Raw genomic sequence first — 21602 nt, forward strand, 5'->3', positions numbered from 1 at the left:
GGCGCGGCCATGATTATTCGAATGGAAGATGCAGCCGGCAGCGGAACGGGACAAGCGGTCACGTTCTCCCTGACTGAGGACGACACGGCCCATGTCCTCCATCCTGAGCAAATCGTTGCCTATCGGGGTCCCTCCTCCGGACGCAGCGACCGTCTCATGAACGTAAAAGGCATATACCGTAAGAAAAAACTGATTCGTGCCGATATTACGGGGCCTAGTCAATTTACGGCTGCGCTCCCCCCAGGCTTCAATATGCATGAAATTCAGCTGGAAGGCGAACAGGACATGCTCTATGATTTTCGGCATGTTTTCTTTTATACTAAACATGTTACGATGCAGACACGAATCCTTAAGATCAAAAACATGCTGGTCACGCGAGACGCCATTAAGATGAAGTTTTCGGGAAACGGCAGTATCGGGATTTTGACCCAGGGTCCCGTATGTAAAGTCAAGCTGCATCCTACCGAGCCATTATATGTGGACGCCGGGAGTATCATCGCCTATCCCGAAGCGGCCAAGCTGGACCTGACCGTATATGGCAATCATCTCGCCAGCCAGCATATGAACTATCACTGGAAGCTGACCGGTGACGGTTATGTGTTGTTTCAAGCAGGACGCCAGAATCAGCGGCTCGTGGACGAATTAAATGACGAGGGCATCATCAAGCGTTTTCTGCGGGAAGCAATTCCCTTTGGCGGAGTGTTTATCAAATAATCGGGCCGTGTTATAATGGAGGGCGTAATCAGACTGTATGCTGGATCTAACACCCACTGCGGTCACAAGGACAAACAGAAGACAATCCATACGCCTGTCGCGGTGTGTGGGAGAGGTTCGTGAACTCCCTCTATAAAAAACTATCGTGTCTTATTCGGTGTTACACCCTAAGAATAAGGCTTGTTTTTTTACGGATTCAGTTCAATGAACTTCTCTTTCTTCTAGAGGTTCAGCCCTTTCGGCTGTTCTTAAATTATGAAGGATGAGAGGTTTTTTTATGCTTAAAAATGAAAAAGCGGTCGTTGTTTTCAGCGGTGGTCAAGACAGTACCACCTGCCTGTTCTGGGCGAAGGAACGCTTCGCCGAAGTCGAAACCGTCACCTTCGATTATGGCCAACGCCATAAGCTTGAAATAGAATGCGCGGCACAAATCGCCAAGGAACAAGGCGTGAAGCAAACAGTGCTTGATATGAGCCTGCTTAATCAGCTGGCACCGAATGCGTTAACGCGCAGCGATATCGAAATTGCCGAAGGCGACGGTTTGCCTACTACGTTTGTGGAGGGACGAAACCTGCTGTTCCTCAGCTTTGCTGCTGTACTGGCCAAGGGCATCGGCGCAAAACATCTGATCACGGGCGTATGCGAAACGGATTTCAGCGGTTATCCCGATTGCCGGGACAGCTTCATCAAATCGCTCAACGTTACGCTGAATCTGGCCATGGATTACCCGTTTGTCATTCACACACCGCTCATGTGGCTCGACAAGTCGGAAACCTGGGAGCTCGCCGACCAGATGAATGCACTCGAATACGTTCGCGACCATACGTTAACCTGCTACAACGGCATCAAGGGAGACGGCTGCGGGGAATGTCCTGCATGCAAGCTGAGAAAAGCGGGGCTCGACAACTATATGCAGCGACGTAACCGTGTAGCCGAAGGGGGGCGCCTGGTATGAGCCGCGAGCCCGGGGCTTTCCGCATTGTAGAGCAACTGCAGAAGCTTGGCGAAGACATCGATACCGGAAGCCTGCGTTACCACCGGAAACGGGTACTTGTCTCCAAAGAGTTTACCTTTGATGCTGCCCATCATCTGCATTGCTATGAGGGAAAATGCAAGAACCTCCACGGCCACACGTACAAAGTGGTCTTTGGTATCAGCGGTATTCCCAATGAAATCGGCATTACCGTGGATTTTGGCGACATTAAAGATTGCTGGAAAACGGAAATCGAACCTTATCTGGATCACCGTTACTTAAACGAGACCCTGCCGCCAATGAACACAACAGCGGAAAACATGGTGGTCTGGCTGTTTGAAAAAATGGAGGAAGCCCTCCGCAGCAAAGAGTCGCACGAGCGACAAGGCACACGAACCGAATTCGTTCGCCTGTTCGAGACGCCGACCAGCTACGCTGAGGTCAGACGGGAGTGGATGATCGATGAATAATGTGCGTGTAAAGCATGAGAACGATTCAAGTGCCTCCTCCCCTGTCATCGCGGTGGACCGTCCGATTCCCGTGATGGAGATTTTTGGTCCTACCGTTCAAGGTGAAGGCATGGTCGTTGGCCGCAAGACGATGTTCGTTCGTACGGCGGGCTGCGACTATCGCTGCTCCTGGTGCGATTCCGCATTTACGTGGGACGGGTCCGCCAAGGACACCATTTCGCGCATGAGTGCAGATGAGATTTGGCAAGAACTGTACCGGCTGGGCGGAGAACGCTTCGATCATGTCACCCTGTCCGGCGGCAATCCCGCTCTCCTCTCCCAGCTCGGCACGCTGGTGGATGAGCTGCACCGACACGGAATTACCGTTGCCGTGGAGACCCAAGGTTCACGCTGGCAGGATTGGCTGAATGATATCGATGAAGTCACCATCTCCCCCAAGCCACCAAGCTCAGGTATGGATACGGACTGGGGCAAGCTCGATGATATCGTCTCCCGGCTGTCCGCTCGGGCACCCGGTAGATCCTTCAGCCTCAAGGTTGTCGTGTTTGACGATAAGGACTTGAGCTATGCGGAAACAGTCCATGAACGATACCCGAATGTGCCGTTTTACTTGCAGACCGGTAATCCCGATGTAGGTACGGGTGATACCACTTCGCTGGTCTCCCATTTGCTGGATCGGTACGAGTTGCTTGTCGATGCCGTCATGCGATCCGATCGGTTGAACGATGTGCGTGTCTTGCCGCAATTGCACACGCTGGTCTGGGGCAATAAACGCGGAGTGTGACGGTTGTCCTAAAAATACGCTACACCTGATTGAGCATTTATTAATATATTTATAAAGGAGCTACACTATATGGCTGGAAGACAAAAAGAAGAAATGGAAGACGTCACCCTGCTTGGCAACCAAGGCACGAAATACACGTTTGAATATGATCCCGGCATTCTGGAGAGCTTTGACAACAAGCATCCCTACCGGGATTACTTCGTCAAATTCAACTGTCCCGAATTTACAAGCTTGTGTCCGATTACAGGCCAGCCGGACTTTGCGACCATTTACATCAGCTACATTCCGGACATTAAGATGGTGGAGAGCAAATCCTTGAAGCTGTACCTGTTCAGCTTCCGCAACCACGGGGATTTTCATGAGGACTGCGTCAATATCATCATGAATGACCTCATCAAACTGATGGATCCAAGATATATCGAAGTATGGGGCAAATTTACCCCGCGGGGCGGCATTTCCATCGATCCGTACTGCAATTACGGTCGTCCGGGAACCAAATACGAGGAGATCGCCGCGAACCGTCTGATGAACCATGACCTGTATCCGGAAAAGGTGGACAACCGCTAGGAAGCTGAAGCCTTTTTCCTGAATACGTCAGTCCCATTTTCCATAATGATGATAAAAAGGGTTGCCCGCATGGCGGATAACCCTTTTTATCATTTCAACAAGAGGAATAAACGATTACATAGGGTATTCCATATTCCTAAGTCGGTAATTTAGGCGCCGCTTCTTGTACAGCATTTTCCCCGCTGCAGCCACATCGCTGATCGTCCCCTTGTTACTGATCGAACCGAATACAATGCCGGCAATCGGAATCAGCTGAAACAGCTTCTTCATCCCGAAGTTATCGGTATACGACTGAACGACCTCACGCCAGCCCTGCAGCTGTGAGAATACCTGCTCCGTCACTTGTTCATCATCAAAACTGGCGAGCTCCTCAAGCACCGCTTTTTTCCCCACGATATCGGCGGATGCAAACTGCAAGCACTTCACGATAAACACCCGCTCCCGGGGATCGTTCGGATCATACCCGTAACAAAGCGCCATCTCCTGCAGCACCTTAAGCGATTGACCGAGCACCATCGGCAGATCGGCCGCAATCGTAAATATGCCCCCGATTCCCGTTGCTGCTCCTTGCGCTGCAGCGAATTTGACGCGTTTTACGGTTAGCGTATCCGCTGCGCTATCCATGACCTGGAGCGGCAGCTTCGCTGCAGATGCCAAAGTAAGCCCGGTAGTCGCTGCCACCCCTCCGTCCTCATCTTCCACTTCCATGTATTCCTCCTGAGCGGACTTGACGGAAGGGCCGGAAACCGGGTTTGGACCGTCCAATCCCGCTGTTTGCGCCAGAACCTTCATAACCGACTTCTCGCGAACCAGATGTTTCCCGCCGCTCTGAATAAATCCGCCTACCTCATTCAAGGCACTTCCGATTTTCTCTTGTACAGCCTTGGGCGTGAGGCGATCCAGCAGCATAAAAGGAATTCTTCCGAGCTTCTCCCAGAACATGACGTCCTTCTGCTCTTTCTCCCATTTCAAAATCTCTTGAAGCTGTGACTCCAGCTGTTGTCGTGATTCCATCTCGGTCATCCTCACTACTCCTATCCGCAATTAAAAAATAACTATAAACTGTATACGCACGGCATGGAAGAAAGACGCAATAAATTTCAAATTTAATCTTATAACATCACTCATAAGGTTAATAAAAAAAGAGATCAACCCCCATGAGGTCGATCTCTCTCTTTTATTTCCACAATCTGTCATGAGACGGCAAGCATACAGATGTGAGATTTATTTTCCCAAGAAGGCATTCAGCATCCAGGAATGCTTCTGTACATTGCTGACCATGCCGGTCAACAGATCGGATGTAGCGTCGTCCCCTTCTTGATCCGCGGCTTCGATGCCCGCCTTCAGTTCGTTGGCAAGCTGCTCGAAATCCGAAACCAGCTGTCCGACCATCTGTTCAGCCGTATTCTCATCGGAAACCTCCTGCAGCGTGGACAGCTTCAAATATTCCGCCATGCTGGCTGCCGGTTTACCGCCAATGGCCAGCATCCGCTCTGCCAGTTCATCCACATAACTCGCTGCTGTGTTGTACAGTTCCTCAAATTTCTCGTGCAGCACGTAGAACTGATGACCTTTTACATACCAGTGATAGTGGTGAAGCTTCACACCAAGCAAACTCCAGTTGGCTACCTGCGTGTTCAAAATTTGTAGAAGTTCATTGGTTGTTGTTCCTTGTGCTTGTTGGGTTAAGTTACTCATTTATATCGTCTCCTTTAATATTGTATTTAGACTTATTCTAAATCCTTGTATTAATCATAACAGATTCTTGTCTCTTTTGCAAAGGAAATCGAAACTCATCAGATGAAGATAGGATGAAGAAATTACCTCCTATTTATACCTATCCTAATTTATTTTTAAGATCAACTGCAATGACAGGCATCATATCTCTCCGGCCGTTAAGAACCCTAGGACAAGCCCAGGATCGTTTTCATTTCCTTCCGCTTTTGCTTTGGATTCATCACATAAATAGTGTCCCCTGCCTCAATGACCGTACTCCCCTTAGGCGTAATGATACGCTTCTCCCGAATAATAGCCGTAAAGAGGATATCATCTGGCAGATTCAGTTGCTGAATCTCCTTGCCGACAATGGGCAAATCTCCATCCACCAGAACGTGGTTGATCTCGGAATCCGCTTGTCCAAGAGCCATTAACTCTAATAAAGTCGGTGCTTTGGCTTTATCCTTCTCCACCAGCGAAAGCTTTTGCGTAAGCGGAGAGATCGTAGTGCCTTGGATCACCGCTGAGGTCAACACAACAAAGAACACGACATTAAAAAACAATTCTCCATGCCTGATGCCCGCCAGAACGGGATATGTAGCCAGGACGATCGGAACGGCCCCGCGAAGGCCCGCCCATGAAATTAATATTTTCTCCCGCATGGCAAATTTGGTGAACAACAGGCTGCTGAACACGCCGATCGGCCTAGCAATTAATATAAGAATCAAAGACAATAACAGTCCTTGCCATACGACCTCCGACAGCTCGTTCGGGAAAACAAGGAGCCCGAGCAGCACAAACATGACGATCTGCATCATCCATGCAAAACCTTGGTTAAATGCTTGAATTGTCTTGCGGTACGTCAGCTCGGTGTTGCCGAGCAGCAAAGCCATAACGTATACGGCCAGCAAACCGCTGGCACCAAGCCATGCGGCAGCGGCATAAGTCAGTACGGCGAATCCCAATGCCGTCACGGGATATAAACCCGAGGAATCGAAATTGATGCGATTGATCACATATACAGCCAGCATTCCAATAAGAACACCGACAATCAGGCCCAATCCCATCTCCTTCACGAAGGAAAAAATAAGACCGATCAAATGTAATTTCGGGTGTTCGATCCATTCGATTAAGGACACGGTTAGAAACACCGCCATCGGATCATTGCTTCCGGATTCAGCCTCCAGCGTCATTCGAATCCGTTTCTTCAGATTCGTTCCGCCGAGAACCGAGAAAACGGCCGCCGCGTCCGTTGAACCAACAATCGCACCAATTAAAAGCCCCTCTTGTAACGAAATATCCAGAATGAATGCGGCGCATATTCCGACAACAACCGTTGTCAACAAGACACCAATCGTGGCAAGTGAAATGGCCGTCCCCAAAACCGGCTTGATTTCTTTGAAATCCGTCTGCATCCCGCCTTGAAACAATATAACAATCAGCGCAAATATCCCGACCAGCTGGGTGAGCTCCGCATTATCGTAATAAATGAAGCGGCTGAGAATCATCCCGATGGCGATAAACAGTACCAGGGCGGGCATGCCGAAGCGAGAAGAAAACTTGGTGGTGAGTACGCCTGTCAGAAGCAAAGCGCCGCATAATAAAATCATGGAATCAACAAAACTTGGCAAGCTCATCCCTCCGGTGTCAGATTCGTAAGTTATATTACCCGAAAACTAGCCCTTCCTCGCACACAACAAGTGCTTCTTCAAGAACGGATTACAACGAAGCCGGACAAACAAAGAAGTTGCAAACGTTTACTGGAAATTCCACACCCAATGACTTTATACTGGTAACAAGCGACATACATAAGGGAGGCGTCAATCGAGTGAACATTTCTATTATGAAAAGCGATCAACTGCATCAAGCTGTTGAGCTGTCCAACCGTATTTTTCTGAAGCAGCCGGAACAGCCTTCTATGGGGGCATCCTTTCCTCCGATATTCTCGCCGGGAATCAGCCATTCCTACGGCGCCTGGGATCAAAACAAACTCGTCTCATTCATGGGATTCGTACCATTTACCATTCAAACTCGCGGTGCAAGGTTAAATGTCTATTCCATCGGCTCCGTCTGTACGGATCCGGATTACCGGGGTCAGCGACTCGCAGGCAGTCTCCTGGAACAGTGTATCCGTCATGGGGAAGCTTCCGGGGCATCCTTAATCCTCATTTCCGGCGGCAGATCCTTGTACACCCGGGCAGGCAGCCGTTTGTTCGGCCGTGCATTCCGGTTCCAACTTGACCAGGGCGCCATTGAGCCCTTGCGGACGGTGACGGGAAAACAAGTGCGCATTCGGGCGATGCAGCCGCAGGATCTATTCCACCTTCAAAGGCTAATGGAGCAGCGGGAAGCCGGTTATGTAACCACGGCTTCGGAGCTTAACAAGCTGCTAGATGCAAGCGCCTACTCCAACGTGATCCGCCTTGAGCAGCAGGTGCTTGTCGCCGAAGAAGACGGCGTGCTGACCGCATTTGCCATCATCGCGGTACCCGGAGTTGTGATGACTCCTTCGAGAGAGTCTACCCTTGTAGAATGGGGGGGAAGCCCTGAAGCGGCGGCACTGGTCATAGCCGAGGCGATCTCGTCCTTCAACCTTTCAGAGCTAACGGTTCCGCTGCCTTGGCAGGATAAAGAGCTGGCAGCATTAATCCAATCTACCGGCGTCATGCCTGAATATATTCAGAATGAGGGGACCGTTTATTTGGTTAGCGGCCCAGAACTGCTTCGCCAGTTGGCTCCTGTGCTGCCTGAGGGGCTGATTCAGGCAGATGGCGAACATGGTCCTTACCGTATAACCCTGAACCATGAAGTATTGGAACTGGATGATGAGGGGTTGCTCTCGCTCCTGTTTGATCCGGAATCATCTTATCGGGCAAACGGAAGTGTAACCTTTGATCCTATTCCTCTCCCGTACACAGCAGGTCTTCAGTATATTTGACTTTAGGTGGACACTAAAGGTGCATTTGATCCTTCCCCTTAGCGGAGAGGTCATTTGCACCTTTTTATTTGCTAGGTTTCAGCTCCGCTTTCACATAGGATGGGACTGATAGAAAGAGGTGCTTGGCTTGAGTCATCATCCTAAAAGAGGCCTTCAATCCCTAACAAGCCTTGGTATTCCAGGGTTCTTCCCTGGATACCCGTTTTATCCTTATCCATACTATCCACCTTACTATCCGTTCTATCCGTATCCTCCGTTTTATCCGGGATACCCCGGTGGCCACGGATTTCCTGGACACGGGCATGGACATGGCCCATGGCACCCTGGCAGACCGGGACACGGTCCGGGTTCGTGGTATCCCGGGGGTCCTGGTGGTCCTGGACACGGGCACGGACCTTGGGTCCCGGTTCGAGGGGAGCGCAGAGACAGCGCAATAAGCGGAAAACACACATTAACGGTGCATGAACAAACCGCCCGGTTCATCCCGGGCGGTTTGTTATTGTTAATCCATATTTTTATAAATAACCTTTATCGTCTCTTCGAAATTTCATTCCGATCCGGACTTATGGCACCGCCATTACCATCACCATAACCTTGATATAGGTTAGGGTCTGGAACTGCATCCTCGGTAGCAGCCGCTGCTTCAGAGCGTGAGTCTATCGGCGCACCGGTACCGCTATAAGTGCCTTCTTCACGGTAATGCTGTTCATTAATGGCGCTATTGCTGCGGAATATATCATATACCCGGCCACCATTCGTTTCATCTGCATCCACCATGACCAGAATATGGCCTTCATCCACATAGCCCCCATATTCTTCTGCTTGCTCTTCCGGAATTCCGAGGCCGATCAAACCACCTACCAATCCGCCCGCGCCGGCGCCTACGGCTGCTCCCGTAAGTGTTGCCGCGATCGGACCAGCCGCGATGATTGGACCAATGCCCGGAATGGCCAATGCACCTATACCGGCCAGCAATCCGGTTACACCGCCTAACACACCGCCTGTGGCCGCTCCGGATGCCAAGCCCTCAGGTGCCTTGGTGCCGGTCTCGTCCTGAATATGAGAAGATTCACCGCGATCTTTGGCAATAACCGAGATTTCATCGGCTCTGAAACCTTGCTGCTTTAGTTCCTCAATGGCCCGGGTTGCTTCCTGCTCCGTCCGAAAAGCTCCTACAATTTTCTGAGTCATATGAATTCCTCCTCGTGGTCATTTTCGGTTTATCGCTGTACACCCCTAACTTAAACGTCAGTCGCCATAATCAAACAAGAAAACCGATGTACCGCCTGCAAAAGTACCCGCCACAGCATCAAAAATCCCATAATACCCCATTCAATGCAGCTGGTAATATTTAACTTTATGATGATTCATGTTAATATAGCAAGTAAGCACTTGGTTCCTTAAAAATAGAATAGGTTGGTGATTCCATGAACTGGTTCAAGCCATTCGAGGACGATCTTGCTGCCGCATTCTCAGCCTGCGAAGCAAGGCTTTCCGAGCTCCCTGCTCCCTTGAATGAAATCGGTCTTTCATACTTGAGAAAGTTTGACGTGTTCGAGCAGGACAGTTCCAAAAATTACATTTGTTATCTGCTTCCCTTCTGGATGAAAGAACTGACCTCACTCCCCGCCGATGTATACCGTCACCTCTCAGCGGCCAACATTATCGGCATGTTGTACTACTTCATTCAAGACGACATCATGGACTCGCCTTATGACAGTCAGTCTCCCATAGATCCTAAACACCATCTCGCACTTGCCAACCTGCTGTATTACGAGTTTCTCACATCCTATCAGCCCTACTTTCCAGCGAATTCCGACTTCTGGTCTTATTTCAAAAACTACACGCATGAATGGTCTGAAGGCGTCCTCCACGAAACCCGGGACGATTACTTTAAGCACAACAGGGCCATGATTGCAAAAAAGGCAGCTCCCGTAAAGCTGGGAAGCACTGCCGCACTGCTGTTATCTGATCAAGCAAGCCTCATTCCACGAACGAATGATGTGATGAACCAGGTTCTGCTGACCTTGCAGATGATGGACGATTGGACCGATTGGAAGCAGGATCTTGCGGATGGCAGCTACAACTGCCTGCTGTCTCTCATTAAATCGGAATTGGGACGACCACATGGCGCGAATCTGACGCTGCCCGAAGTTCAAGAAGCCATCTATATCAACAACATAATGAAGCCCTATGCAGACATTGCCGCAGCGACCCATACTCATCTCTTATCGATAGATATAGATGCCCCCCATCTCATCTCCTTTCATCAAACGTTGGTGGATGAGCTTCAAACCGAAGCGAATCATATCGAAAACAGCAAAGAAACGCTTTCTTATGGCGGGTTAAACTATTATTTGTCTATTCTAAGCAAAAAATAATAGATTTTATATTTGTTCCATGGTATTCTTTAAGAGTAAAAAATAACCAATTTATTTGAAAGGGTGATTCTTATGACGACAGAAGCCATCTTTCAAACACAATTGATTCAGAAAGCTTGGGAGGATCCTAGCTTTAAGGCAAAATTGCTCAGCGATCCGAAATCCGCCATCAAGGAAGTTCTTGGGGTACGGATTCCCGACCACATCGAGATTCGAACGCTTGAAGAGAACCCTAACGAGCTGTATCTGGTCATTCCTCCGAATCCATCAGGCGTGATCAAGTCAGAAGCCAAAGAAAGAGCCATCTGGTAAAGACTACATAACAGCGTGGACATTTCATAAATAGAAGTAATCGGTACAAAGAGTGGGGACGATAACCGTCATCGCTGCCGCAGCTTAGCGAATTATTCGCCAGCTGCGGGAAGCGTAATGACGGCATCCGTCCCCACTCCTTTTTTACTCGTAAAATAAATGTCTCCATCCATCGCCTCGATAATGCGGAAGGTCACCATCAGGCCAAGCCCCGTCCCCTTCGTTTTGTTGGAGAAATAAGGCTCTCCCAGCCGTGCCAACACATCGGGCCCCATCCCTTCGCCATTATCCACAACATGAATATATACCTGGTCTTGCTGGCGATAGCAGCGGATATGGACCAATCCCTCTTCGCCCAGCGCCTCGATGCTATTCTTAACAATGTTGATAAAAGCCTGCTTGAATTTCGAGGAATTCCCCCGAATCGTAATATCCTCCGGAATATCTACGGTGATCTTGCCTCCTTGGAGGTGTGCAAGCGGGCTTAGTATGCCTTCAATATGCTTAAACTCCTCCGAAACTCGAAGCACGGTGTCTTTGCCGAATTCCGGTTTGGCAAAGGTTAAGAAATCCGTAATAATGCCGGAAGCACGGTCCAGCTCCACCAGAGCCAAATCTAAATATTCGCGTTCAGCAGCTTGGGCTTTTCCGGTTAGAAGCTGCAGGAAACCCCGCGTTACTTGCAGCGGGTTACGAACCTCGTGCGCAACCGATGCTGCTAGCTCACTGATAATCTCCATTTTCTCCGAACGCTGCAGTTCATTGTTGAACATCTCAAGCTCCTTGGAGTATTGAAGAATCCGTTCGTGATTTTTGGCAAAATGCCGTCCGAGAATGACAATCAGGGCGATAATAAAGCTGACAATCCCCCATTTCCAAAGGAAGAGATTATAGCTGCCCCGAGTAAGGAAAAATTGCAGCAGCTCACTTAAGCCCACAACAGCGAATACCGCAAAGCCTGCATTAAAAATAACAGCGTCCTTATTTCCCTTAACGGCATAATACATGGAGCTTCCGACCAGCAATACAAATTGAACGATCATCACAACACCCAGGACATGAACGGAGAAGAAATAATACAGGTCGAACCATTGATTTGAACCCCATTGATTAGCAATCAGAAACAGCCCGCAAAACAGCGAGTAGACGATCTGGAACTTGCGGAGTTTACGCAGCGAACCCTTCCAGCCGGGCCCGAAGATTTTTTCAAAAAAGAGACTGAACGAAGGAAGTAAGATAAATAATGAGATGTCATATAAGTGAGTGTACATATTGCCATATTGATTAAAAATCGTATAAAGAAACGGGGAGTATGTAAACACCAGGATGCCTACAGATAAAATAATTAAAGATAAGGATAATACAGCGATCAAATATTTTCTGTTCAGAAAAATAGCGCAGATCAACATCACCAATGCGATAAATATGAAGGCGCTCCCGAGAATGATGTCCATCAAATTCGACTTAACAAACCGATTAAACATGTCTTGATAATCGCCGACGAGGATTTTCCCTTCAATTGTCACATGATCCCTAGCGGTCTCCAGCCAGATGTGAAGATCCTTGCCGAGCATATCCTGATGCAGAGGAAGCAAAATGTAATTAAGCTCATAATTGTACGTTCGGGTAGATTCGTAAATCTTCTCATGGTCCACATAAACCGCAACCTTCTGCCCGTGGAGCTTATCAATCAAAATGCCAGGGGATGTAGAGGCGATCTCGGGAATCCTCATATAAATCCACGCGGATGCCTTGGTATGGGGCTTAAAAGGCTTCGAATCACCGACCGAAGTTTCCATCCAGTCATTGATGTGGACGGGCACGCTCTCCGGAATCCCTCGGGATTCCGACCAGAGGATTCTCCACTCCTTAATCGCTGCACGAGCTGCCGTTTCTTCGGTGGCAAAGACAAGCCTGGGAAACCCCTGGCTTAAAGTAAAAACGATGATCAGGAACACAGCGATTATCCATCCAGACCTCATTGACGCACCTCAAACATTATAATGAGTGAAACTCTTACTGTGTTATTCGATGCAACAAAACCTTCCACCTTCTAATATTCGGAAAAATGATAAAATTTTCTATTAAAGATATAACAAAGAGAGATACCGTTACGGCATCCCTCTTAAAATTATACTTCCCCCTCCTGCAAAGCAGGTACGGCCGGAAAGCGGATAATAGCCTCTGTCCCGTTTCCTTTTTCACTAACAAAATGAATGGTGCCCTGCATTGCTTCGATGATTCGAAAGGTGACCATCAAGCCGAGCCCCGTCCCTTTGGACTTATTGGAGAAGTACGCCTCACCCAGTCTCTCAAGATCCGCAGCATCCATTCCGATGCCGTCATCTTTGATGTGAATGACCACTTCTTCACCCTTGGCATAGGCCCATATGCGAATAACCCCTTCTCCATCCAGTGCCTCTATACTGTTCTTGACGATATTAATCATTGCTTGTTTAAGTTTGGAAGAATTACCGGTCATGTATAATTCCTTCGCAACATCCAGCTCGATTGTGCCCCCGCTAAGATTGGCCAGCGGCAGCAGGATGCCTTTCACATGCTTCAGCTCCTCATACACATTCAGCTTGACCTCATTCTCCAATTCAGGCTTAGCAAACGTGAGGAAATCCGTGATGATCCCCGAAGCCCGATCCAGCTCCTTCAGCGCCAGTCCAAAATACTCCTTCTCCGCCTGCTTGGAGTTCTGTGCCAGAAGCTGCATGAAGCCGCGCGTCACTTGCAGCGGATTGCGAACCTCGTGTGCAACCGAGGCGGCCAGCTCGCTGATAATCTCCATTTTCTCCGATCGCTGAAGTTCATTATTAAACATCTCTAGCTTCCTGGAATACTGCAGCACTTGCTCATGGCTGCGGACGAATTTACGCCCCAGCATGACGATCAGAGAGACAATCAGTCCGATGATGCCCCATTTCCATAGAAAGAAATGATATTGTCCATCATGGTAATAAAAGGCCAGCAGATCTCCGAGCGCTGCTAACGCCATCATCCCGAAACCAACAGAAAAGATATAAGCGTCCTTATTCCGCTTGGAAGCATACAGAATTGTGGTGCCGACAAGCAGCAGCATCTGCAGGATAATCAGAATGCCCAAGATCTTCACCGAAACAAGATAGTAAATCTCGTGAAATGAATGGTCGCTGACCACCTGGGCAACTAGAAATATCAGGCACATTATGGAGTAGGCTATTTGAAATCTTCGGCAGTAGCGAATGACTCGATAGGGCCCGGAACCATATATTTTCTCAAAATAGTAATACAGTGCCGGCAGCACGGCAAAGAGTGAAATATCAAACACCGCGACCCACACGTTGCCCAGGTCTCCATAGAAGGTGTATAGGAACGGCGAATACGTAATAAGCATAGCCCCGCTTGCCAGAATAATCACACTAAGCGACAGCCAACTGGATACCGTATGCTTCGGAAGGAACAAGCAGCAGAAAAACATGACCACCGCAATAAACAGAAACGAGCTGCCCAATATGAAATCTTCCAGGTCATTCTTAATAAAGCTTCCGCGCAGATGCTCATATTCGCCAAGTATAATATCGCCATCGATGCCTAACGTCATATCCCTGACGCCGTTTGTCCATATATAAACGGTCTTGCCAGCATCATTCGGATGGATCGGAAGCAGAAGAGAATGACTCGTATACATATAGTCTCGCTTGGCTTCATACACCTGTTCATTATCCAAAAAAGCCAAAACATCCTGTCCCTTAATGCGGTCAATCATGATGGCCGAATGCTTCCAAGGGAGAGCGGGCAAAGTAAAACGATTCCATGCTGAATACACCCCATCTGACTTTGGGGGTCCCGTCTTGTCTGGTATTCCCGCCAACCAACTTCTTCCCTGCAGGTTGACTGGCGAAACAACATCCTGTTGTTCGTCATCCCACATAAACTGCCAATCGGGTATCACGGTTTGAGCATTCTTTGCTTCCGATTTTCCCGGTGATATGATCGATATAAGCAGCAGCAGCGGCACTACCAGCAGAAGCAGGAATATGTATTTGGGCATATCCTTCATCTAGTCAGCACCTCTAACCGTCTATAGTCAATAAAAGTCCGCATCTTCACCGTCCGGCTGATTCGACAAACTTCGTGTTCATTTACAATCAATATAACATGAAACGTCTGTTCCGTTTGTAAAATTTTTATTACATAAAGGCAAAATAAAAAGGGATCGCTCTTAACCCTAAGGCTAAAAAGCAATCCCTTTTCGTTTCTAGTGTGTGGAGCTTGAAGCAAGGCCGACTTTATCAACCATCCGCTGACTTTCATCGTTCAACCCCACGAGCGTAATGGCTTTACCCGCTTCCTTGTACTTATTCAATACCTTGGAAATGGCATTCGTGGCTGACTGATCCCATACATGGGATTTGGAAAAATCAATCACGACATGCTCAGGGTCCTCATTCACGTCAAACAGGTTTATAAAATACATCATCGTGCCGAAAAATAACGGCTGCGGAGATCATACCGGGAAGTCCGCCGAAGAATGAAATACTGACAGCAATCACGAAAGAAGCATAGAGTCCGACCATGGGATCGACACCCGCCATGATAGAGAATGCGATTGCTTCCGGTATGAGAGCGAACGCTTACCGTCAAATCCTGACAAAATATCTCTGCGTGAGTTGCCAAAGAAGCCTTGTTTAATCCATTGAAACAAAGTCCTAATCACTTCCTGTCCTATTGTAGTTGATTGACAATCCTCTCTCAGGATTGTCCCGGTCCGATAGTCACTTTTTCGATTATAACGGGATCATTTCAAAATTTCATTATCTATTTAGCGGACCTATTCCACGAAATCATACATTTTCTCCCTTTTGTTTTGAATTTCGTCCATTTTTCCTGTTTTAAAATTTTCATAATGCTGCAAATGACAGGGAAAGATAGAACTTGTATGGTTCATCATCGCCTGAACGTACCCCGGATTCATTCTTGCTTCAGCGGGTAAAGTCGAAGTATAGAAACCTGTTGTATTTTGAAATGTATTTGAAATCATAGAAGGAGATGGGCAATATGCGAGACGAAAACAATCGGAATACGCTGGCAGACATGACATATTTGGAATTCGAGGCCAAACGGAGAGTTGAGGATACGGAGATGATTCCGCAAGATGATCTGAGAGACGTCAACACCTACACGGAGCAAAGCCTAAGCAGCGAAAACGCGGACCATATCGCGTACGATCAGAATGAAGCGGCACCTGCGGATGCAAAACCGGAAGAACGTATGAACCCGGATCACAGCGCCATCGATGCATGGGAAGCTACCGGTGCCGATCCCGAGCAGTGGACCATTGCCGACGAGAGAACCTTTTCCTCTTCACCCTCAGAGCAGGCAGAAGCAGACCGGATAGATGGGGATCGACCAGTCGATGAAACCTACATTCGCGATGTCGCAGATGATGTAACGGTTCGGGAATGGCGGGCCGTCGAAGGCGAACCCCCTTCTCGTCCCGGAGACGAAATTATCGGCCAATACTCCGGCGATACGGAGCGGCGGCTTGCAGCAGACGCATCATTAACCGGCAGCGGGACCGCGTTTTTAAACCAGGACATTTTTAAAGATTACCCGTCCGGAGAAGATGAATACCAGCCGCTGGAGGATGTACCGGATGCGGACGCTATTGCGGCCAATAGCCCGGTGGACCCCGCTGCCCCGCCGACGGAGCAGATGCACGGTATCGATCTACTAAACGGCAGCCATGGCGGAGACGACTAAACCTGCAAAACCCGCCTCTCCAATAGGAAGGCGGGTCTTATACTAGTATGGGTACGATCGTCTATTTTCCGAATATGATATCCAGCCAGCCAAGAAATGACATCCACAGCAAGATGCCGATCAAGGTACCCCATATGAGTGCTGTTAATATGTTTCCCTTTCTTTCCATGCCTATGCCTCCCATACAACATCTTTATAGTAAAACAGTATGGGTCGAGCTATCAGTTCTTATACTAGCCAACCATTTCAAAGACTAGATTCACTAGGAGGAACCGCGGAAACTCTTCATCTTCCTGATCCTTCACGCCGGAAATGTGAACCTCTACGTTCACCCATGTCATACCTTCCAACATACACTACACTATACGACCCTGGAAGGATGATGCTGAATATGAAAGGATTGCCGCTCCATCCCTGCGGACATAAAATCACGCTCCAGCAGCGACTGGCCACTTTAACCGGTCATCTGGTTGAAGTCAACGCACCGAACACCGGTTTAGAACCCGGACGTTTACAGCGGGTATTTCCGAAAAATTTCATCAAGGTAAATGGCGAGCTCTTTATACCGTCCAGTCTCAACTCGGTTCGGGTATTTGATGTCAAGCCGCCGGGCAAAACGATGCTGGTAGGTGTGCGGACCACCTTCCCTACGCGTGGTGCCTTTAACCGGATCCGTCTGGTCAGAATCGGAGCCGATTTTATTGAATTGCTTGCCAAGGATAAGAACCGTTCCCGGATTCTGCTCCCTCTAAACAAAGTGGAGGGCATATTTCCGGCGAAGTAGAGACAGTTCAAAGTTTTCCTTCCCTTAAGCTTCCAGACTTGCTACAAGTCCGGAGGCTTATTTTTTGAAAATAGAACGAGAAGCTGAACCGACTCGATCATCGCAAGGAAAACATCCTCTATACGCGGTCTATCTTCTGTGAGATTACTTCGATAGAAGCTTTAGATATGTATACTCATCTTTTTCGATTTTCAGTACTTGTCCAACCTGTGATAAAATATGATACAGATTAAAACTTAAGGCTTGATAAGGAATAACACAGGAGGAATCAATGATGTTGAAACGCAGAACACGCTGGATGCCCGCCCTATTTGTCATCATTGGGCTGCTGCTTGTGATGACGGCATGCGGTCAGAATGACAAGGGATCCGAAAGCGGCTCAGGCGGCGGAACAGGTTCGACAAATGGGGCAACAGCACCCGAAACGGAACCCCCGAAGGAGCCCGAGGTTAAGCAGAATGTGCCGGACCCGAACGCCAGCCATCCTATTGTCACAATTGAGATGGAGAACGGCAAAACGATAAAGCTGGAGCTTTATCCAGAGGTTGCGCCGAATACCGTGAACAATTTCATCTCCCTGGTGGAACAAGGATTCTATGACGGGACAGGCTTTCACCGCGTCATCCCCGGCTTCATGATTCAGGGAGGCGACCCTGACGGTAACGGAACGGGGGGACCTGGCTACGCTATTCCCGGCGAATTTACGTCCAACGGCTTTCAGAATGACCTAAAGCATACGACAGGCGTATTATCGATGGCCCGCGCACAGGATCCAAACTCCGCCGGATCGCAATTCTTTATCATGGTTGCGGATGCTCCTTCCCTGGATGAACAGTACGCATCCTTCGGTAAGGTGATCGAGGGGATGGAAACGGCTGAGGAGATCGTGGGCTTGGAGCGGGATCAGATGGACAAGCCGCTTGAGGTGCCCGTCATGAAGAAAGTGACGGTTGATACGCTCGGCAAGGATTATCCGGACCCCAAGAAGCAGGAATAGCATCTCTTCGGATTAGGACTACGTCGCAAATTCTAGCAATGCTACACATGCCGGACCACTTGTGTACACAGTGACCATGGCAGATTAAACGACAACCAACGAACAAGGACCCGTACGCTATTACGAGCGTACGGGTCCTTTTAGTTACAACCTGTCATTGTCTCTTCTAGCTATGGGCCTGCTTCTCGATGACGTACAAGCAAGTGCTGTCAGGCAGCGTCACCGGCTTCCCATCTTCATCCATGAATTCGATGCGATCAGCCAATGCCTCGGCATATCCTTCCTGCAAATAATGCTGCTGCACGCGGATGATCGCCTCGGGACCTAGCGTCCCGCGTATGCATTCCGCATACTGCGTAGGCGTAAAGTAGCCGAACTGTTCCTGCACCTCATGAACATAAGCCTCGGCCCCCCAAGTATAGGTATACAGGAACTCCATTGCATCGTTTATAGGCATGCGCACTTCCGTCTCGGACAGCTGCTCGTATGTTATGTCCCGGCCCTTGAAATCGGAGGCATACCGGGTCAGCCATTCCAGCCCATCCGCCTTCAGGAAGCGAATCCTTCTCCAGGTGTCCCCGGGCTCAGTCATAATCCCGTCACGGATAATGATGCGGCCGCCGGGTGCGAGTACTTCGTAGGCACTGGTCAGCGCGGCCTCCACAGTGGCCGTATTGAAGTGGGATCCGTCCATCTCGATATAAGAATACAACTCATGCAAGATCGAGGAGAAGATGACCGTATCGACACTTCCCGGCTCCACGTAGTCCCTGAGATTCAGCGCATCCCCCTTCATCACTTCCCATGCTTTGTGCTCCAAACGTTTGCGTTTCTCCAGCGCTTCAATCACGTTCGAGGAGATATCAATCCCAACCGGACGCACATGCGGCAGCCGTTCCTCGATCAGGTCAAGCAGGACGCCGCCCCCGGGACCGATATCCAGCACCGCCGTTCCCGTAATATAATCCAGAATCACTTTTTTGTAATCTCCCGTGCTGTTCATATCACTCAAATAACTCTCTTCGTTATGAAACCTGTCGTAGGCGTCCCGGCGCAGGCCGAACAGGTCAAACAGGAGCAGGACCGCTTTCTCATAGAGCGGCGACTTCTCCGCTTCGATGCAAAATTCAATTAATTTCTCGGCCGCTTGCGAGAATTCGAAGGTAAAGAATACCGTATCCGGAAGCTCCGGCTTCCGTTCGATCCGATGGCTCAGATGCGGGTTGGCCATCACCGGCCCGTGAAGGCAAGCCGTCCAATCATTTTGGCGCAAATATTGCTCAATCATTCTCTTCTTATATACGTTCAGCTTCTTGACGCCTTTATAATCGTAATACATATCATTCATCAGCGGCTCAAAGCTTAAGTGACTCACCGAATCCGGTAGCAGCTGATCTCGCTGTCCCTCCGCAACTTGCTGAGCCGGGCTCTGCTTTTCCGAATGGAGAGCAAGCAAAAGAACCTTCATGAACTCCTCCAACGAGAAATCCTGCAGGGCAGCCTCCACATACCAGAGCGTCATATCCTGAAATCCATGCAGGGCAGCTGACAGATCACACTGCTCACGAATCCCTTGAAGCTGCTTATCGAAGTCTTCTCCCCGGGCAATCGAAACGGACCGGAGACGGCGCAGCCTCTCCTCATAAGTCCATCGATCCGGTACGGTCCCTTCGGCAAGATTGCGAATAAGCTGCGTTATTTCTTCCTGAACGGAATGCCAAAGCTCTTCCGATACACCACCGATGATGCAGTGATTCAAAGGGATTAGCAGCCGGATCAACTCATCTGCGGTCAGCCGTCCTTCCTCCGTAAGCTTATGCAGCGGCAAATTTTCCTCGAAAGCGACTTCCCCCCGAATGTGTTGCCCAAGCAGTCCATGGGTAAGTATGAGTGTGTGTACCATCTCTTCATGCGGAGGCAGGATTCCATTACCGTCCCGAATATGTCTCTCGTATAGCTGGGCGGACCCGATATTATGAAGGAACAAGTTGATGCCCGACTGCTGCCAGCGGAGGCGTTCCCGCATGGTTCCGCCCTTGGCTGTTTCCGCCCATACCAGTACTTCTTCCAGCAATTCTTTGATCCAATAGGAGACAGGGAGCGAATCCAGTATCTTCAAGGTGCGTTCTACATAATCCAGCACGGGGTTGGCATGGGCTAATTGGCCGATGGACGTAATCCGTTCCAGATTCACGATTCGTTCTTCGGCCGATACCAGTTTCATTAACCATGGATGCCTCTTGGCAGCCGCTTCATCCCCCTGCCGAAAAGCGGTTATGATGTCCAGCGCGTGCAGCATAGGTTGTTCCTCCACTTCCTGAAATAATAATGAACACGGTTATGTTTTTTCGCTGCTACGATTATAACAAATTCCTGTCGATGGATCGCAAGCATTTGGTAATGCCGATGCTACAGGGTATACTGGTCAACGAAACCATATTTTTTTATTGATGTGAAGGAGTGAGTGTACATGAGCCTGAAAAATAAAACAGCCCTCATCACGGGTGCAGGTAAAGGGATTGGACGCGCCCTGGCGATCGCGCTTGCCAAGGAAGGTGTGCACGTCGGGCTTGTCGCCCGTACGGCAGCTGATCTGGAACCGCTGAGCGCCCTGGTTGCTGAACAATATGGCGTCAGAGCCGTGGCCGCAGTTGCCGACGTTTCCGTACAGAGCGAGGCAGAGGCTGCTTTTGCAGCGGTAAACATGGAGCTGGGCTCGGTGGACATTCTAATCAACAATGCGGGCATTGCCCAATTCGGCAATCTGCTGGAGATGGAACCTGAAGCCTGGAAACGTATCGTCGACGTGAACCTGATGGGAACGTACTACATGACGCGCGCGGCACTGCCGGGCATGATCGAGCATAACAAGGGTGATATCATCAACATCTCTTCAACGGCCGGAGAGCGTGGATTCGCCACAGGCTCTGCCTATAACGCTTCTAAATTTGCCGTTATGGGACTGACCGAAGCCGTGCTGCAGGAGGTTCGCAAACACAACATTCGCGTAACCGCTCTGACCCCAAGCACCGTTAACACGGATCTTGCCGTCAATGCCGGCCTGAAGATCGGGGACGAGGACCGGATGCTGCAGCCGGAAGACGTAGCTGAGCTTGTGCTCGCTGCACTGAAGCTGCCGCAGCGTGTATTTGTCAAAACCGCCGGAATTTGGACAACCAACCCGCAATAATGATGCGTCAACAGACACTACTATT

General features: G+C 49.3%; 21 protein-coding genes and 1 pseudogene. 12 read left to right on the forward strand and 10 right to left on the reverse strand.

Annotation, left to right across the window (positions count from 1 at the left end; translation table 11 throughout):
• Positions 1 to 9: 9 nt before the first annotated feature.
• The 5 genes from ACOZB4_RS27330 (at position 10) to queF (ending at position 3508) form a co-directional block, all read left to right on the forward strand.
• Entirely contained in the window at positions 10 to 714 is a 705-nt protein-coding gene (locus tag ACOZB4_RS27330) for an AIM24 family protein (protein WP_379411432.1), read from the forward strand.
• A 277-nt stretch (positions 715 to 991) separates the two neighbouring features.
• Positions 992 to 1669, forward strand: a complete 678-nt coding sequence (queC, locus tag ACOZB4_RS27335; protein ID WP_339271309.1) for a 7-cyano-7-deazaguanine synthase QueC — start codon at positions 992 to 994, stop codon at positions 1667 to 1669.
• Positions 1666 to 2157, forward strand: a complete 492-nt coding sequence (queD, locus tag ACOZB4_RS27340) for a 6-carboxytetrahydropterin synthase QueD (RefSeq protein WP_379411436.1) — start codon at positions 1666 to 1668, stop codon at positions 2155 to 2157. Before queC ends, queD begins: the two co-directional genes overlap by 4 nt.
• 73 nt (positions 2158 to 2230) lie before the next feature.
• Positions 2231 to 2941: a 7-carboxy-7-deazaguanine synthase QueE gene (queE, locus tag ACOZB4_RS27345; protein ID WP_256720566.1), complete on the forward strand. Its 711-nt coding sequence runs from the start codon at positions 2231 to 2233 to the stop codon at positions 2939 to 2941.
• Positions 2942 to 3010: 69 nt separating this feature from the next.
• A complete protein-coding gene (queF, locus tag ACOZB4_RS27350) occupies positions 3011 to 3508 on the forward strand; it encodes a preQ(1) synthase (protein ID WP_009591586.1) in 498 nt (165 codons plus the stop codon).
• A 114-nt stretch (positions 3509 to 3622) separates the two neighbouring features.
• On the opposite strand, the gene ACOZB4_RS27355 is transcribed toward queF, so the two are convergent.
• The 3 genes from ACOZB4_RS27355 to ACOZB4_RS27365 form a co-directional block, all read right to left on the reverse strand.
• Positions 3623 to 4531: an EcsC family protein gene (locus ACOZB4_RS27355; RefSeq protein ID WP_379411439.1), complete on the reverse strand. Its 909-nt coding sequence runs from the start codon at positions 4529 to 4531 to the stop codon at positions 3623 to 3625.
• 201 nt (positions 4532 to 4732) lie between these two features.
• Positions 4733 to 5206 (reverse strand): Dps family protein, encoded by a 474-nt coding sequence (locus ACOZB4_RS27360; RefSeq protein ID WP_379411442.1) that lies wholly within the window; start codon positions 5204 to 5206, stop codon positions 4733 to 4735.
• Between the two features lie 206 nt (positions 5207 to 5412).
• Complete coding sequence (locus ACOZB4_RS27365; protein WP_379411444.1) at positions 5413 to 6861, reverse strand: potassium/proton antiporter; 1449 nt, start codon at positions 6859 to 6861, stop codon at positions 5413 to 5415.
• 191 nt (positions 6862 to 7052) lie between these two features.
• Between ACOZB4_RS27365 and ACOZB4_RS27370 the strand changes: the two genes are divergently transcribed.
• On the forward strand, positions 7053 to 8162 hold the full coding sequence (locus tag ACOZB4_RS27370; protein ID WP_379411447.1) for a GNAT family N-acetyltransferase: 1110 nt from the start codon (positions 7053 to 7055) through the stop codon (positions 8160 to 8162).
• Between the two features lie 140 nt (positions 8163 to 8302).
• Here ACOZB4_RS27370 and ACOZB4_RS27375 read toward each other — a convergent pair whose 3' ends face one another.
• A complete protein-coding gene (locus ACOZB4_RS27375) occupies positions 8303 to 8614 on the reverse strand; it encodes a hypothetical protein (protein WP_379411449.1) in 312 nt (103 codons plus the stop codon).
• 76 nt (positions 8615 to 8690) lie between these two features.
• Positions 8691 to 9353, reverse strand: coding sequence for a general stress protein (locus tag ACOZB4_RS27380; protein WP_379411452.1), 663 nt, complete (start codon positions 9351 to 9353; stop codon positions 8691 to 8693).
• Positions 9354 to 9589: 236 nt separating this feature from the next.
• On the opposite strand from ACOZB4_RS27380, the gene ACOZB4_RS27385 reads away from it, so the two are divergent.
• A complete protein-coding gene (locus ACOZB4_RS27385; RefSeq protein ID WP_379411454.1) occupies positions 9590 to 10543 on the forward strand; it encodes a hypothetical protein in 954 nt (317 codons plus the stop codon).
• A gap of 72 nt (positions 10544 to 10615) precedes the next feature.
• Complete coding sequence (locus ACOZB4_RS27390) at positions 10616 to 10855, forward strand: NHLP leader peptide family RiPP precursor (protein WP_098742453.1); 240 nt, start codon at positions 10616 to 10618, stop codon at positions 10853 to 10855.
• 92 nt (positions 10856 to 10947) lie between these two features.
• Here ACOZB4_RS27390 and ACOZB4_RS27395 read toward each other — a convergent pair whose 3' ends face one another.
• From ACOZB4_RS27395 to ACOZB4_RS27410, 4 genes and pseudogenes are all read right to left on the reverse strand, one after another.
• Positions 10948 to 12837, reverse strand: a complete 1890-nt coding sequence (locus ACOZB4_RS27395) for an ATP-binding protein (RefSeq protein ID WP_379411459.1) — start codon at positions 12835 to 12837, stop codon at positions 10948 to 10950.
• Between the two features lie 149 nt (positions 12838 to 12986).
• Positions 12987 to 14903 (reverse strand): ATP-binding protein, encoded by a 1917-nt coding sequence (locus tag ACOZB4_RS27400; RefSeq protein WP_379411462.1) that lies wholly within the window; start codon positions 14901 to 14903, stop codon positions 12987 to 12989.
• Between the two features lie 198 nt (positions 14904 to 15101).
• Positions 15102 to 15323 (reverse strand): STAS domain-containing protein, encoded by a 222-nt coding sequence (locus ACOZB4_RS27405; RefSeq protein WP_379411465.1) that lies wholly within the window; start codon positions 15321 to 15323, stop codon positions 15102 to 15104.
• Between the two features lie 16 nt (positions 15324 to 15339).
• A pseudogene (locus ACOZB4_RS27410) lies at positions 15340 to 15548 on the reverse strand (SulP family inorganic anion transporter); the annotation flags it as partial.
• A gap of 353 nt (positions 15549 to 15901) precedes the next feature.
• Here ACOZB4_RS27410 and ACOZB4_RS27415 point away from each other — a divergent pair.
• The 3 genes from ACOZB4_RS27415 to ACOZB4_RS27425 all read left to right on the forward strand — a co-directional run bounded on the left by ACOZB4_RS27415 (position 15902) and on the right by ACOZB4_RS27425 (position 18387).
• Positions 15902 to 16606, forward strand: a complete 705-nt coding sequence (locus ACOZB4_RS27415; protein WP_379411468.1) for a hypothetical protein — start codon at positions 15902 to 15904, stop codon at positions 16604 to 16606.
• Between the two features lie 391 nt (positions 16607 to 16997).
• Positions 16998 to 17390, forward strand: coding sequence for a hypothetical protein (locus ACOZB4_RS27420; protein WP_339292643.1), 393 nt, complete (start codon positions 16998 to 17000; stop codon positions 17388 to 17390).
• 274 nt (positions 17391 to 17664) lie between these two features.
• Positions 17665 to 18387, forward strand: a complete 723-nt coding sequence (locus ACOZB4_RS27425; RefSeq protein ID WP_379411563.1) for a peptidylprolyl isomerase — start codon at positions 17665 to 17667, stop codon at positions 18385 to 18387.
• 166 nt (positions 18388 to 18553) lie between these two features.
• Here the strand turns inward: ACOZB4_RS27425 and ACOZB4_RS27430 are convergent, their stop codons facing one another.
• Positions 18554 to 20686: a class I SAM-dependent methyltransferase gene (locus ACOZB4_RS27430; protein WP_379411471.1), complete on the reverse strand. Its 2133-nt coding sequence runs from the start codon at positions 20684 to 20686 to the stop codon at positions 18554 to 18556.
• A 171-nt stretch (positions 20687 to 20857) separates the two neighbouring features.
• Here ACOZB4_RS27430 and ACOZB4_RS27435 point away from each other — a divergent pair, with 171 nt between their 5' ends.
• Positions 20858 to 21577, forward strand: coding sequence for a 3-ketoacyl-ACP reductase (locus ACOZB4_RS27435; RefSeq protein ID WP_098742445.1), 720 nt, complete (start codon positions 20858 to 20860; stop codon positions 21575 to 21577).
• Positions 21578 to 21602 lie beyond the last annotated feature (25 nt).

The organism is Paenibacillus sp. NPDC058898 (genome assembly GCF_049316025.1).
In the GTDB taxonomy this organism is placed as follows: domain Bacteria; phylum Bacillota; class Bacilli; order Paenibacillales; family Paenibacillaceae; genus Paenibacillus_AQ.

Excerpts from the sequence above, each read along its gene's own strand:
- ACOZB4_RS27330 (WP_379411432.1), top strand. The coding sequence starts at position 10 with ATGATTATTCGAATGGAAGATGCAGCCGGCAGCGGAACGGGACAAGCG.
- queC (WP_339271309.1), top strand. The coding sequence starts at position 992 with ATGCTTAAAAATGAAAAAGCGGTCGTTGTTTTCAGCGGTGGTCAAGAC.
- queD (WP_379411436.1), top strand. The coding sequence starts at position 1,666 with ATGAGCCGCGAGCCCGGGGCTTTCCGCATTGTAGAGCAACTGCAGAAG.
- queE (WP_256720566.1), top strand. The coding sequence starts at position 2,231 with ATGGAGATTTTTGGTCCTACCGTTCAAGGTGAAGGCATGGTCGTTGGC.
- queF (WP_009591586.1), top strand. The coding sequence starts at position 3,011 with ATGGCTGGAAGACAAAAAGAAGAAATGGAAGACGTCACCCTGCTTGGC.
- ACOZB4_RS27355 (WP_379411439.1), bottom strand. The coding sequence starts at position 4,531 with ATGACCGAGATGGAATCACGACAACAGCTGGAGTCACAGCTTCAAGAG.
- ACOZB4_RS27360 (WP_379411442.1), bottom strand. The coding sequence starts at position 5,206 with ATGAGTAACTTAACCCAACAAGCACAAGGAACAACAACCAATGAACTT.
- ACOZB4_RS27365 (WP_379411444.1), bottom strand. The coding sequence starts at position 6,861 with ATGAGCTTGCCAAGTTTTGTTGATTCCATGATTTTATTATGCGGCGCT.
- ACOZB4_RS27375 (WP_379411449.1), bottom strand. The coding sequence starts at position 8,614 with ATGTGTGTTTTCCGCTTATTGCGCTGTCTCTGCGCTCCCCTCGAACCG.
- ACOZB4_RS27380 (WP_379411452.1), bottom strand. The coding sequence starts at position 9,353 with ATGACTCAGAAAATTGTAGGAGCTTTTCGGACGGAGCAGGAAGCAACC.
- ACOZB4_RS27385 (WP_379411454.1), top strand. The coding sequence starts at position 9,590 with ATGAACTGGTTCAAGCCATTCGAGGACGATCTTGCTGCCGCATTCTCA.
- ACOZB4_RS27390 (WP_098742453.1), top strand. The coding sequence starts at position 10,616 with ATGACGACAGAAGCCATCTTTCAAACACAATTGATTCAGAAAGCTTGG.
- ACOZB4_RS27395 (WP_379411459.1), bottom strand. The coding sequence starts at position 12,837 with ATGAGGTCTGGATGGATAATCGCTGTGTTCCTGATCATCGTTTTTACT.
- ACOZB4_RS27400 (WP_379411462.1), bottom strand. The coding sequence starts at position 14,903 with ATGAAGGATATGCCCAAATACATATTCCTGCTTCTGCTGGTAGTGCCG.
- ACOZB4_RS27405 (WP_379411465.1), bottom strand. The coding sequence starts at position 15,323 with ATGATGTATTTTATAAACCTGTTTGACGTGAATGAGGACCCTGAGCAT.
- ACOZB4_RS27415 (WP_379411468.1), top strand. The coding sequence starts at position 15,902 with ATGCGAGACGAAAACAATCGGAATACGCTGGCAGACATGACATATTTG.
- ACOZB4_RS27420 (WP_339292643.1), top strand. The coding sequence starts at position 16,998 with ATGAAAGGATTGCCGCTCCATCCCTGCGGACATAAAATCACGCTCCAG.
- ACOZB4_RS27425 (WP_379411563.1), top strand. The coding sequence starts at position 17,665 with ATGTTGAAACGCAGAACACGCTGGATGCCCGCCCTATTTGTCATCATT.
- ACOZB4_RS27430 (WP_379411471.1), bottom strand. The coding sequence starts at position 20,686 with ATGCTGCACGCGCTGGACATCATAACCGCTTTTCGGCAGGGGGATGAA.
- ACOZB4_RS27435 (WP_098742445.1), top strand. The coding sequence starts at position 20,858 with ATGAGCCTGAAAAATAAAACAGCCCTCATCACGGGTGCAGGTAAAGGG.